Origin of the sequence: Mesobacillus selenatarsenatis SF-1, from assembly GCF_000813125.1 — a bacterium.
GTDB lineage: Bacteria > Bacillota > Bacilli > Bacillales > Cytobacillaceae > Mesobacillus > Mesobacillus selenatarsenatis.
Map to the genome: position 1 here is coordinate 1 of NZ_BASE01000084.1, position 13863 is coordinate 13863.

The window sequence follows — 13863 nt, forward strand, 5'->3', positions numbered from 1 at the left end:
ATTGTTAGCCCTTCCTGTGAATGCTGGGACGGCAGGTCCGCTACTGTCGAATCCTTCAGTGAATGCTGTGATGGAAGGTCTGCAAAATTGTAGGATGTTGCGCCCAACCCAATGGCACCAAAAAGTACCGTCGCAATCGCAGTCAATAACAGAGCTTTTTTCATTTTATAATCCTCCTCTTACACTGGTTGTTCAGTATTATGGGATTAACAATACTTCAATAATTTTTCCATTTCAGTCTCTACTAAACTAGCAAACTTCTCATTTTTCTGGAGGCCAAAAATAGTTATTGCTTTTTCCAGATAGCCTTTACCTTTTTCTAATTTACCCAATTTTATAAAATTCATGCCTGTTTGGTAATGAAGTTCGCCAAATAAATACATATTTTCTTCATATATACAGTTATCGATCCCTTTACTGCAATAAATAAGTGATTCTTCATATCTCTCTAACTTCGATAATGCCTGGGCCAGTCCATATAGAATCCTGAGCCAGATGCTTGAGTCTTGCACCTGAGGGAGACTTGCAAGATTATTCAAGGCGCTGAGGAAAACTTCAACAGCCTTGTCAAGGTTTCCACTATCTTTCTCAACAATGGCGATACTGGTCAGAATCTCGATCTCACGTTCTGTCAAATCTGTATCCGCCTTATTGGTCATAGACAAAGCTTTAGATAGCAAACCAAGGGACCTTTCCTTATCTTCCTCAAGATAGTAAGTACTGATCCCCTCATGCCACAGCAAAAATTGGCTGAAGGAAGTATGCTTGAACAGAGGATTATCCTGCTCTTTTTGAATGATTTCATTGATCGCAGCATAATCCCGTTCACGCTTATATTTCTTAATTAATTCGGTAACGGCGATTGCATAATTATAGGTATCAGTAGATGCAAAGTCAAAGAAGTGATTAAGCTCAACATCCAGCTTCAATGCCATTTTATATAATTGGTCGATCGTTGGATATTTCTCTTCTTTCTCAAATTGAATTATTTCCGCTTCTGAACAAATTCCTTCGGCTAACTCTGCCGGATTCAGTCCTTTAAAAGTTCTTGAAGACTGAAGAATTTCCCCGAAGTTATATCCAACCAGGCTCATCCCTACACCCCATTTAAACGTAATTATGTATATATTATCATAGTGTTTGTAAAATTTAAAAATTTGTAGAAGAGGAAGAGACCAGAATAACAATTGAGCCATCATTCATTGATAAGAAATGTAATGCAATGCGATACACGCTAATGCTAAAAAAATGACAACAATAGATCCTATTTTATTTTTTTGCCGCCAGAGCGTTATTCCAAATAATAAATAATACATAATGAGTAAAGCAATGGCAATCCACATAATTACTATCATCTAATCCCTCACTTCTTCAAGCTTAGGCAGTTTCGACTGGCGTCCAAATTCACCAAAACGAATGGAGACATTTACCTTCACTTTAGCATCCGGATATGTCTTCATCCAGTCAAATTCCCTGAATTCCCTTAGAGTTGCAAACTCTTTTCTCATAGGGATCGATAAATCAAATGTATCTCCTTTTAACTCTTGCTGGGTATACGATACAAATTCCGTGAAATTTTTTTCGATCGCAGCAGTAAGAGACTTTTTAAGCTCTTTAACCTTTTCTCGGTTCTTTGCGTAATTGATCATGCTTGGGTCGCTGTATACTTCTATAAATAATGGAACATCTATTTCAATGGTCGGCCTGCCCTTTTCAGGTATTAGCTTATATTTATTTTCTCTTTTTTGAGATATCCTTATGGACAGCTTATATCTTTCATCAAACGGATCTTTAATGGCAGTCAGGATATCCTCGGTAGCCCATGTATTGTCCAACAGACTCGATATCCTTGTCTCTTCTCCTGTTATCCTGCCAATCATTTGTCCTTCCTTGAATACTGCGGAACCAATAAACTGGGCATTGTTCGTCGTACCCTCCACTTGAATTTCCCCGGCCAGCAAGTCATCATCTGTTGTTTGCGCTTCATCTTTCTCTATTTTTTCTGTGGTTGCGTAAATCGCCAGATATAAATCTGCATCGCTTTCCGTGACACGGAAAAATCCATTCAGGTCAGCTTCGGGAATCATGCCTGTTTCCTGACCCCTTTCGATCATTAGTTCCAAAAATTTATGGGGTCTCGTTTCAATCTTGGGCTTATTATTTTTTATAAAATCAGCGGCATTTTCCCGAGAGACAATGAATTGTGCACTTCGCTTAATTTCCCGGTCCTTAGTTGCGCTGTAAATGATCCTGATAAAATCAGGATCCCTGGCTAATTCTTCTGAAACGATAAGAACCCGCAGAAGATCATAGGATATTTCCTTCGCCACTATAGTATTAGCTGTATTGCGCGATGAGATAAAATCATCCGCGACCAAAGTCACGATTTCCTGCGGCGGCTCATTCGCTCCCCCTGCAGTCTGCTGTGAACCCACCTCCGGGTTTGCAATCAGATAGGTTACTTTTACCTTTCCCTCTATTTTATGTTTATCAAGTCCTATACCAATGACATATGCTTTCTCGTCCAGTTCCTTATGGTCCCAGCACCCTGACAGGCTCAAAGTAACTGCTGTCAGGAAGATCACTTTCATCATCTTAGAGCGAAGTTTCATTCTTAAAATCCCCCCGTATTTTTGCCACGATCCACATGAATGGCGGAAGGATCATGAAGGCAGGACTTAATAATCCAAGTATTTTTTCCCTTACAGTATAGAGTGTGATGGATGGAGCGTCTGGTGATAATCCGATTAGCAAAATGATGGTCGCAATCAAAGGAATGAGGTATTCAAACTCCTTAATCTTCAGAATCCCGCCCAGCAATGTTGCGATTAGATATAGATAAAACGAAAAACGGATGAGAGTTGCCACCAGCCAAAATGGGAAAAATAAGGTTTCAACATTTGCTAAAAAGCCTATTTGAATAAATCGGATTGTTTCATGAAAAGGATAGTTCAGCATTTCAGCAGTGGTGTAGTCAAATAAAACAACATACGCCACCAGTGCCAGGCTCAGTTCCACTGTTATAAATACCAGAGATATGAGTGTTCCTTTTTTCATATCCTTATATGATGAGATGAGTGGCATGATCAATGCAAGGTAGAAAAAATCGACAAATATCGAAACATTTTTTACAGACGCTTTTGCGACTTCAAGAGGTCCCTCACCCCAGAACGGGAAAAGGTAGCCTAGGGTTCCTTTTTTAAAAGTAAAAATCAGGGCAATGAACAAAGTGATTTTAATATATGGCAGTAAAAGCCAGGATACGGCCCCAATCTGTTCAATCCCCCTCTTTGCTCCGTAAGCGCAAATAACCATCAAGATGATGTAAAGGATGATTGCTGGCGTTTTCGTAAAATACATTGAGCCAATAATATCCACGTAGGTACCTGAGTCTGCAATGACTGCGATTGTTCCACCGATTAATAGGCAAATAGATAAGAGAGTTCCAAAAAACCTGCCAAAAAGATGCAGCAGAATTTCATGCAGGTTTTTTCCTTTATGCGCTGAATACACTTTTATCAACAATATGATAGGAAAAAAAGATAAAATACCGATCAGCAACGCTGCCAGCCAGCCGGCATTTTTTGCATTTTCATAAATGATTGCAGGTGTGTCGTCACTTAACTTGGCTCCAACAGTCAACGAGATAATCGCGAAATATTCTTTTATGCCAATTTTCCCCTTATCCTGTCTCATCGCCTATTCTCCAGTAGTCTTTTTTTGTAAATCCGTCGTTTTTAAAAAACCAGGCCTTAACGTTTCATTTTTCGTTAATCTGCGAAAAATCGTATCTTTCGAGGACTTGTAATTTGGTGACATAGGCGCTAAATACGGTACGCCAAAAGACTTGATTGAAACCATGTAGAATAAGCCTCCAACAAACACTGCAGTCATACCGTAAATTCCCATCATCGCTGCACTCAGGATAAATAGAAAGCGAGTCAGCCTTACCGCGAAATTCAAACTTAGATCACTGACTGCAAACGAACTTAGTCCTCCGAGTGCAACAACAATAATAACAATCGGACTGATAATATTTGCTTCGACGGCAGCCTGTCCAAGGATTAAGGCTCCAACAATCCCAATGGTCGGTCCTATGGGACTGGGAACACGTAACCCCGCTTCCCTGATCAGCTCAAATGCCAACTCCATGATCAATATTTCAATCACTGCGGGAAAAGGAACTTTTTCGCGAGATGCAGCAATTGCCAGCAGCAAGTCTGGCGGAATCATTTCAGCATGATAAGTGGTGATTGCCACGTAAATAGCTGATGTGAAAATCGTGATGAAAAGGGCAGTCATTCTTAACGCTCTCGTAAAGTTCCCATAAAAAAACCTGAGATAGTGATCCTCGGGACTATGAAAAAAAGCCCAAAATGTTGCAGGGAGAACGAGACTATCGGGTGAATTATCCATTAGTAAGACGATATAGCCATCTTCTAAAAAAGAGGCTGCCCTGTCAGGCCTCTCTGTAGAAAGAATGCTAGGAAATAAAGAATAATTCCGTTCCTCAATGTATTCCTCCAGCAGCGAAAGATTCTGAATTGAATTCACATCAAGACTTCCCAGTCTTTCCTTGATATTGTCGATCAATTTCTCATTAGCGAGACCGCGAATATATAGGACAAAAACATCATTATGGGACCTTTGCGAGACCTCTACTGCCTCAACAATAAGGTTTTCGTTCCTGATTTTTTTTCTGAGTAATGATATATTCGCTACAGCCTTTTCATTGAACGCTTCCTTAGGTCCCTTGATGAGAATTTCACTTTCCGGCTTTTCAATCGCCCTGCTTTGAAAATCAGGACAATCCATAATGTACGCCTTAGGCTCTCCATCCAGTATGAGGAGCGCATTACCTTTGTTAATATCCTTGACTGCATCCTTGTATAAGGTGATTTCATGGACCATTTGGATAGCAACTATATCCTTCACCTTTTTATCAGAAGAAGTATTTTCCGTTAATGGCTTGAGGATATTTTCTTCGATACTCTTAACATCTGTGATCGTGCTAATAAACAATAAAGCTGCCTGCCTATTGAAACCTTCAAGGTACAATTCTCGCAATTTAATATCTTTATTATCAGGAATGCTGTAAAGATGCTTTAATATCGATAGATTTCCCTGGAGATTTCTGCTGAATTCCTTTTCCTTAAGGGATGTTTGCTCTCCCTCCAGCTTATCCACTGAGAGAGAGGCTTGTTTTTGCTGTTTCTTTAATAGCGTAAGCATTTCCTTTAACATCACGAATCTTCTCCCTGCAAGCGTGGATACTATTTCCTTATCTTAACTTTTACTAATCTGCTATGTTTTATGAGTTTTAAGCATGAAAAAAACTCAGGAAAGTTCCTGAGTTCGTTATTCCTTATATTCGTTTACGTGCCGCCAGTAAATAAACAGCTCCTGCACCCAATGCAATAATACTTACAGGTATTATGAAAGGTTGGGCCACTTCCTTGATGCCTGACCAATTTTCGCCGAGGACTATGCCGAGATAGAGGAAAAAAATTGTCCACGGAACCATCGCTGCTATTGTATACAGTGTGAATTTGATCGCCGACATCCCGGCAATGCCCGCAGGAATAGATATGGCATGCCTGACTACCGGGATAAACCTTGCTGAGAAAATCACTCCAGGTCCATATTGGTTGAACCATCTTTCAGAAACATCCAGATGGTGCTGGTTAATCAGGAGGTACTTCCCGTATTTCTCCAGCATCGGACGGCCGCCATAATATCCGAGCCAATATAAGAATAACTGCGCGATGGTCCCGCCAATGGTTCCAGCAACGACCGCACCGATAAAACCAATTGACCCTTCAGAAACCATATACCCGCCATAGCCCAGGACGATTTCACTCGGGATGACCTCCAGCATCAAACCAAGAGCAATCCCCAGGTACCCTAGGCTCGACAGCCAGTCTAGAGCACTCATCATGAAATCTTGCATTTCACCAACTCCCATTCAATTCCTCTCTTTTAAAAATATATTGAACGATGTACAAGTTTATCTCTATTTTTAACAAGAAAAAGAACCTGCCATTGAGACAGGTTCTAAATATTAGGATTGTCAGCAGCGCCAGCCTCCTCTGAACAGTACCCGCAAGCCGATAAAAATAATGACAAAAGCGAAAAGCACGATAACAATTACACCAATAATTCCAAAGATGCCTAGACCAGCAAGAGTCAACAGCGACGGCCCGAATTTAATCAAAGCCCATCCAGCAAGCATACAGGCGAGAAATAGCAATACATTCGATCCCCAGTTGAATGACATATCATCATCCCTCCTTTTACTATTCAGCATATGTATACGAAGAATAATGGTACGGGCTGATGAACTATTCCTGAACTTTTTGTGTAAAAAAGAACCTGCTCGACGAAAATAGAATTACATAAATTTGGCTAAACCTGTTTTTGAACAGAAGAACAAGGGAAAAGTAATTATTGTTTTCATACATAAAGCAAGAAAGAAAAAGGGGGGACTATGATGACTAATCATTTATATATGCGTTTCGTAAAACTTCCGATTTTGTTGAGGATCCTGATGATTGCCTCTATGATGATTACTCTGTTTGGTGTAGTAATTCATTTTGTTGAACCAAAAAGTTTCCCGACGATCTTTGATGGTGTCTGGTGGGCTATCATCACTGCGTCAACAGTAGGATTCGGAGATTTCTATCCCGTTACTACATGGGGACGAATCACAGCCATTCTGCTCTTGTTGATCGGAACAGGATTTTTATCATCCTATTTCATCCATCTTTCAGCTGCAACGGTTACCAAACAAAATGCATATGCCGAGGGAAAGGTAGGCTTTAGAGGGAGCAGCCATATTATCATCATCGGCTGGAACGAGAGGTCTCGTTCAGTTATCCGGTCTCTCATAGAGGCAGATGAAATCATCATATTGGTGGACGATACACTGGGGTCAAACCCTATTAAAGATGACAATGTCCATTTCATAAGAGGCCGCGCGAACAAGGATGATACCTTATTGAGTGCAGGTATCTCAACAGCAAGGAAAGTGATTATTACATCAGACCAGAATCTGGATGAGTTGCAGGCCGATATGAACACAATACTCACGCTGCTCGCCATTAAAGGATTGAATCCGGACATCCGATGCATCGCTGAAATCCAAACAAGCGAACAAATCAATAATGCGAGGAGAGCTGGGGCTGATGAGCTGATTCCCGCTAACGCCCTTACCAGCGCGGTACTTTTGAACAGCATCGCCTCAGCGGAGGTTGTGAACCCTTTATTGGATTTGCTTGGGGAATTGAATGGAAAACGCTTGTCTTATATTGAGGTGGAAGCTTCTCTGATTGATAAGAACTTTCAGGAAGCAAGCAGCTTTTTGCTGAAAGAGCGGAATATTATTTTGATTGGACGTAAAAGAGGGGATGACGTAATTGTCAACCCCAAAAACAATATCAAAATCAAGTACGATGACCAGCTTCTTGCGATTTCAAATGATCAATGAAGCAAAGCAGATTCTACTTCGCGGACAAGCGACTTTCCGACTTCGATGTATTTTTCCGGAAAGCTCGCATCCTTGTCCACGGGCTCCTGAAACTGATTGAATGAAGCGCTGGCATTCCCGATCTCCGCATGATCATCGATCCCTCGCTGATATTTGTGCGAGAGAAGGAATGGGCGCTGTAATTTTACTGTGCAGCTTTTTGAATCAAGCTGGCCGTCAATTGCCTTAAATGGCAGACGCAAAAATTGATAACCCACTTCATCATCAATTTTATAATCAAAAGCACCATGGTCATAATCCCAGTTTCCCCCGATGGAATATCCTAAAGGTTTAAGCAGTTGCTCCAGTTTAAATAGATCAAAATGTTTGCCCTCAAGCTCAGATTGTATCTCAATCAATGGTCGTTCCGCCTTTCCATTCATTTTCGCTTAGTTTTAACCAAAAGGGATATTTTAATGAGTGGCTAAAGACAGACTCAGGTTAGAGTCTGTCTTTAGGTTGGTGATGACGGACACTTCTCTCGCGTTTTGGGCTATTTCTGTCCGTCACGGGCTGGATGACGGACACTTTCCCAGCGTTTTGGGCTATTTCTGTTCGTCATAGGCTGGATGACGGACACTTTCCAGCGTTTTGGGCTATTTCTGTCCGTCATAGGCTGGATGACGGACATTTTTCCAGTGTTTGGGTCTATTTCTGTCCGTTATATGCTGGATGACGGACATTTTTCCAGTGTTTGGGTCTATTTCTGTCCGTTATATGCTGGATGACCGACATTTTTTCTAGCGTCATTACGTTTATTGGCGATAATTTATTTTTATTCGCGGTTTTCACAACTTTATTGGCGATAATCCAACTTTATTGGCGATTTTCACAACTTTATTGGCGATTTTCACAACTTTATTGGCGATTTTCACAATTTATTGGCGAACTGGAATTTCCGCGCGATTTTTTCCAGTTTTCAAAAAATCAATTCACACAAAAGGAGCACCCGCTTGTATCGGGTGCTCCTTTTCACTCACTATTATTTAAGTCGTTTTTCCAATTCTGCTTTCTTTTCTTCGAATCCTGGTTTTCCAAGCAATGCGAACATGTTCACTTTGTACGCTTCTACGCCTGGCTGGTCGAATGGATTTACGCCGAGCAGGTAGCCGCTCATTGCGCAGGCTTTTTCAAAGAAGTATACAAGATAGCCGAATGTATACTCATCAAGCTGAGGGATAGTCAAAACAAGGTTCGGTACGCCGCCATCAGTATGGGCAAGCATTGTTCCTTCAAACGCTTTGTTGTTGACGAAATCAACCGTCTTGCCAGCTAGATAGTTCAAGCCGTCAAGATCGCTTGGAGCTTCTTCAATTGACATTTCATGGCGAGGTTTCTCGACCTTGATGATTGTTTCGAACAAGTCACGGCGGCCTTCCTGCACATATTGACCAAGTGAGTGAAGGTCGGTCGAGAAGTTCGCTGAAGAAGGATAAATTCCCTTCTGGTCTTTTCCTTCGCTTTCGCCGAATAGCTGCTTCCACCACTCAGAGAAGTACTGAAGAGATGGCTCATAGTTGATCAGCATTTCGATTGTTTTACCTTTGTTGTATAGAGCGTTACGGACAGCAGCGTACTGGTAGGCAGGATTTTCTTCAAGCTCTGACTTTCCGAAATCCTCTCTCGCCTGTGCAGCACCCTTCATCATTGCTTCGATGTCTGAACCGCTGACAGCGATTGGCAGCAAGCCTACAGCCGTCAATACAGAATAACGTCCGCCAACATCATCAGGAATCACGAATGATTCATAGCCTTCTTCGTCCGCAAGAGTTTTCAATGCACCGCGTGCTTTATCCGTTGTTGCATAAATGCGTTTGCGGGCTTCTTCCACTCCATACTTCTCTTCAAGAAGCTTGCGGAAAATACGGAATGCGATTGCAGGCTCCGTCGTTGTTCCAGATTTTGAGATGACATTGATCGAGAAATCTTTGCCATCTAAAAGATCCATCACATCTGTCATATAAGATGAGCTGATGTTGTTGCCGATAAAGATAATTTGCGGTGTCTTGCGCTTTTCTTTTGAAAGAGCGTTATAGAAGCTGTGCTGTAAAAATTCAAGCGCAGCACGTGCACCAAGATAAGAGCCGCCAATACCTACAACAAGCAGGACATCAGAGTCACTCTTAATCTTTTCCGCAGATTTCTGGATGCGTGCGAATTCTTCTTTATCATAGTCTACAGGCAGATCGATCCAGCCTAAAAAGTCGCTGCCTGCACCAGTCTTTTCGTGTAATGAATGATGGGCTACTTTTACAAAATCCCTTAAGTATGTAACTTCGTGTTCACCAAAAAAGCTTAGCGCCTTTGAGTAATCAAAACGAACATGTGTCATGTCTGATCCTCCATTATTTTATATTCTCTATCACTTTATCGAAATGAATCTCAATAATCAAGAATCACCCTCAGATGTAAGCGTGCCCAATTGTGAAATTTTAAGTAAACTTTTAAAAAAGTTTTTCACATCACGATTGGGCACCCTCTTTGTTCTTTTTTCCAAAATAAAAGAGTCCGATTGAAAGCCAAACTACGAACAGGGTTCCGGTCCCAATCAAAACCGGGATCGGTCCAAACTGTGCGATGAGCGGCATGGATGCAGCTGTGAACAGACCGCCCCCAACAATCGGCTCAAATAAGATTTGTTTATAGCCAAAACCCTCAAGCGCCGGTGTTTCTTTTTCCGGATCAACAATTTGCAGCAAAAGCAAACCGGTAGTTGTCATGCCCATTGACTGCCCATATTGAAGGATTCCTCTTTCAAGCCAATACTCTGGCATCACCCTTTTGGCAAGGAAGAAAAACGCAGCGAGATTCAACGCAATCCCTGCTCCTGCAAGTATCAAGAAAGGCAGGATATGCTCACTGATCGCTGAAATTGATAGAGTTGTGATAGATGCAACGATCAATACATCAAGTGCAAAACCTTCAATCCGCCCGAGCATTTTTTTATCAATAAGCTTGAATGGGATGAACCGGTCGTACAGCAGCTGTGTTGCTACTCCTCCAAGCAAGGCCATCGGAAATAATGGTACATGCTTGATGATTTCGATATCGTAAGCCGGACCCCATGTCGTATTTTCAAGAAACAAAAGCCCTTTTAATAAAACCATCCCTGCGCCGACTGCCACAAAAATGAATAGGAAATTGACTGTCAGCGATTCAATCGATTCCGATCTTGTTGATAATTCTCCAGCTGATTTTTCTTCATCCTTTGGGTAGAGACCCTTTTGTTCTCGGTGAGAGAGTTCGGAGGCTTTTTTCGCTTCCTTCGTCATGCCTTTCCTGATGCCCCAATTTACTATGATAATGCCAGTGATCACACCAGTCAGGATTCCGACTGTTGCCAGGCCAAGAGCGATGCTGGCCCCTTCGGAAAAATCAAGTGCATCAAAGGTGCCTCTCATCCCGGCAGCCGTACCTGGCCCGCCTTCAAATCCGATTTCAATCAATGCACCTGCCATAGGAGGCAGGCCGAAAACTGGGTTCAAAATAAAAATCGCCAGAAGGATTCCGACCACATACTGGCCCCATGAGACCGTTTGGCCATAAGCCACTTGAGGACCAGCAATTTTCCAAATCTTTTTGATTCCCGGTATTTTTTTACCTAAAAAAAGGGAAGCAAAAATGATGGTAATCGCGACTTCAGGAATCGAAAGCATCACGTCGTACACTTTTTCAGGATATACGCCATTTTCCAGAAAGTCTGCTCCCGGAATGATCGACCCCAGCTTTCCCAATGCTTCCTTACTCATTAACATTCCAATTAGACCTGCAATAAGGGAGGTAGGGATAAAATACTTTTGGAAAAAAGGAATCGTCATCCGCAGGAGCATTCCCGCAGCCAGCAAGACTGCAATAAAAACGAATGCAAGCAGAACACTGTTAAATTCCATTTTCTCCTCCTAGATTTAATCACTTCTATAAATCCCATACCCTCTCATGGATGGTAAAAACACAGAATCTATTATGGTTTGATTTTTGCTTTGACAATCAGCCTGTGTGTTGCCGTATCAATTGGGGTGCATGTAATAAGGGTGAGCACCTTTTCATCCTGGCTGCCATTTAGTACGGAAGTTTCATGTGGCTCCACCACTAAAGTTTCGTATACTTCATATTGGTAGGTGTTGCCTTTATCCCTTACAGTCACGGTATCGCCTTTGCTTATTTCATTAAGCCTGTTAAACATACTTCCATAAGCTCGGTTCCGGTGGGCAGCAATGGCACTGTTCCCAGGCATTCCTGGAGCCGGTGTTCCTTCCAGCAGACCAGCCCCTTTATCCAAATTCGCATCCGACGCACCATTTAATATAGGCAGCTTCACGCCAATTTTGTTTATCTCAATCACACCAACGATGCCGTTGGACAGTTTCTGTTTTGACTCCTTTTTATTTTCGGCCGGTAGCTTTTCAGCCTCTTGTTTTTCAGCTGGCGGAACTCCATCCACACTGCTCTCTGCATGTGTTTCCATACTGAATACTTCCTCAAGTTCTCTCAGACTCTCGGCAGCCACCTTATTTTCCTGACCGTTGTCCTCCCATGTATCAATCATTTTCTCCTGACTGTAGGAGGTGTAATAATCTTTTGCAGCTGGATAAAAGAAGATCGATAGACCAGCAAGAATCATTAATAACGACAATACTTTTCTCATAATTTCACCTCGTATAAAAATAAAAGAGGGGAATCACTTCCCCTCCAAGTCGAGTTTAGTTCCTCAATGGATTCCTGAATCTTAGCATGACTCCTCCTGCTGCAATCAAGAAGCCAAGTACATAGAACATTGTCCTGCTGCTTTCACCGGTTTGAGGAAGGACCTCGCCGTTCCATACCTGTTTATTTGTTGTGCCATCAGATGTATTTCCAGATCCCGAATTATTTCCTGGTGCTGTCGTATCAGTTTCCTCATCTGATTCCGCCTCTTCTGCTTCTTCCTCTACCATTTCACCTTCCATATCCCAGTTTAATTGTAGTGTCAGCACACTTTTGACAATTTCCAGGGACTCGATTTGCGAAAGCAGAATTAATTTGGTTTCACCGTTGCTGGTAATCTCAAGGCCACGAATCAATTCGAGTTCAATTTCCTCCGTCAGCGTGAGGCTGAATAGTTCATTGATTCTTTCAAGATCAATTCTCTTGCCGCTCATCATTACCAATGTCACTTTTTCAATTGGACGTGGAGTCTCGTCTATCATGATTCGAATCATTGATAGTATGTTCACAGTTTCATCAGTACCCTCTGAATCACCCGGTTCAGATGGTTCTTCTGCAGGAAGTTCACAAATATCCAGCCAATAATTTACCGAGCCTTCTGCTTCCACTCCTACTCTTACTTCACTGACTGGGCTGACAAGCTCTTCACCTGTTGTAAAAATCAGTTTAAAAGCCGTAACATCATCTTTTATGAATTCACCATCATCAAAAGCTTTATATAAAGGGGACGAACCCGGGTTTGTCATTTCCTCCCACTGACCATTAACCTGTACAAAGGCTGTCTCAACAGGAGTGACACATTTGTCGATGTGCAAGTGAATCTGCGTGCTTTTATTTTCATCTCCTGGTACGGTACCATCATCAGCTGGTGTCGACTCATTTTCGCTTTCTTCAGCAGCATTATTTTCTTCTGCAGCTTTATCTTCTTCTGATGCATTCTCTCCTTCTGAAGCATTATCTCCTTCTGGTGCATCATTTTCTTCTGCATTAGTTTCTTCTTGAGTATTATTTTCCCCTGAAGCATTATTTCCCTCTTCAGCATTGTCTTCCTGATTGTCACTGTTCTCAGCTGCTTCAGGTTGATTTGTTGTTTCTTGTTCAGAGTTGCTTTCCTCTTGGTCAGCTGTTGTTTCAGTTTCTGAATCTTCCTCAGTGTTTGTTCCATTTTCCGTAGATGCCGCTTTTACAACACCATTAGACTTTTCTTTTTGATCCGGAGTCTTTGCAGCTACTTTGCTACTTTTTGGTTTAACAGTACTTTCTTTCTGGGAATTTGTTTTTTGCTCGCTATTTTCGGCAGCAAACGCACCTGTAACCGGAAAAGTAATCATAAACAATAACATGAATGCAACTAAGATGGATAAGCGCTTTTTAATTTTCAAAATTTCTACCCCTTTTCAAATAAAATTGTGTACAATAAATAAACTGAATATTCAGTTATTTTAAGAGAGTTCTCGCCTCCTTTTCCATTTATTCATTCTTTTTACTAGACAAAACAACAGCCAGAATATCTCCTAATTTCATGGCAACTAGGACAATCTTAGCTGGAAAACTACAGCCTTAGACCCCTTGCTTTGCGTCCCTGTCTTTCAACAGGTTTGCCCTGAGCATGATTGATGTTAATATGAATTCTT

At 41.7% G+C, this 13863-nt stretch carries 12 protein-coding genes and 1 riboswitch; of the genes, 1 reads left to right on the forward strand and 11 read right to left on the reverse strand.

What is annotated here, in order from left to right; translation table 11 throughout:
- Positions 1–206 precede the first annotated feature (206 nt).
- From TY49_RS17195 to TY49_RS17220, 6 genes are all read right to left on the reverse strand, one after another.
- Positions 207–1094, reverse strand: coding sequence for a helix-turn-helix domain-containing protein (locus TY49_RS17195; protein ID WP_041967145.1), 888 nt, complete (start codon positions 1092–1094; stop codon positions 207–209).
- 261 nt (positions 1095–1355) lie between these two features.
- Entirely contained in the window at positions 1356–2612 is a 1257-nt protein-coding gene (locus TY49_RS17200; protein ID WP_041967146.1) for a Ger(x)C family spore germination protein, read from the reverse strand.
- Complete coding sequence (locus tag TY49_RS17205) at positions 2596–3696, reverse strand: GerAB/ArcD/ProY family transporter (RefSeq protein WP_041967147.1); 1101 nt, start codon at positions 3694–3696, stop codon at positions 2596–2598. The genes TY49_RS17200 and TY49_RS17205 overlap by 17 nt, the downstream gene beginning before the upstream one ends.
- A 3-nt stretch (positions 3697–3699) precedes the next feature.
- On the reverse strand, positions 3700–5244 hold the full coding sequence (locus tag TY49_RS17210; RefSeq protein WP_156972718.1) for a spore germination protein: 1545 nt from the start codon (positions 5242–5244) through the stop codon (positions 3700–3702).
- A 121-nt stretch (positions 5245–5365) separates the two neighbouring features.
- Positions 5366–5950: an undecaprenyl phosphate transporter UptA gene (gene uptA, locus TY49_RS17215; protein ID WP_041967174.1), complete on the reverse strand. Its 585-nt coding sequence runs from the start codon at positions 5948–5950 to the stop codon at positions 5366–5368.
- A 120-nt stretch (positions 5951–6070) separates the two neighbouring features.
- Positions 6071–6277, reverse strand: coding sequence for a hypothetical protein (locus TY49_RS17220; RefSeq protein ID WP_041967148.1), 207 nt, complete (start codon positions 6275–6277; stop codon positions 6071–6073).
- A gap of 210 nt (positions 6278–6487) precedes the next feature.
- Between TY49_RS17220 and TY49_RS17225 the strand changes: the two genes are divergently transcribed.
- Positions 6488–7486 carry a potassium channel family protein gene (locus tag TY49_RS17225; protein WP_369390303.1) on the forward strand — a complete coding sequence of 333 codons (999 nt, stop codon included), beginning with the start codon at positions 6488–6490 and terminating at the stop codon, positions 7484–7486.
- On the opposite strand, the gene TY49_RS17230 is transcribed toward TY49_RS17225, so the two are convergent.
- The 5 genes from TY49_RS17230 to TY49_RS17250 form a co-directional block, all read right to left on the reverse strand.
- Positions 7480–7884 carry a YugN-like family protein gene (locus TY49_RS17230; protein ID WP_041967150.1) on the reverse strand — a complete coding sequence of 135 codons (405 nt, stop codon included), beginning with the start codon at positions 7882–7884 and terminating at the stop codon, positions 7480–7482. The genes TY49_RS17225 and TY49_RS17230 overlap by 7 nt on opposite strands.
- A gap of 623 nt (positions 7885–8507) precedes the next feature.
- On the reverse strand, positions 8508–9857 hold the full coding sequence (locus TY49_RS17235) for a glucose-6-phosphate isomerase (protein WP_041967151.1): 1350 nt from the start codon (positions 9855–9857) through the stop codon (positions 8508–8510).
- Between the two features lie 130 nt (positions 9858–9987).
- Positions 9988–11415, reverse strand: a complete 1428-nt coding sequence (locus tag TY49_RS17240) for a sodium/glutamate symporter (RefSeq protein ID WP_041967152.1) — start codon at positions 11413–11415, stop codon at positions 9988–9990.
- 71 nt (positions 11416–11486) lie between these two features.
- Complete coding sequence (locus TY49_RS17245) at positions 11487–12170, reverse strand: class D sortase (RefSeq protein WP_041967153.1); 684 nt, start codon at positions 12168–12170, stop codon at positions 11487–11489.
- A 55-nt stretch (positions 12171–12225) separates the two neighbouring features.
- Positions 12226–13611: an LPXTG cell wall anchor domain-containing protein gene (locus TY49_RS17250; RefSeq protein WP_041967154.1), complete on the reverse strand. Its 1386-nt coding sequence runs from the start codon at positions 13609–13611 to the stop codon at positions 12226–12228.
- Positions 13612–13750: 139 nt separating this feature from the next.
- Positions 13751–13842: riboswitch (cyclic di-GMP riboswitch) on the reverse strand.
- Positions 13843–13863: the final 21 nt, after the last annotated feature.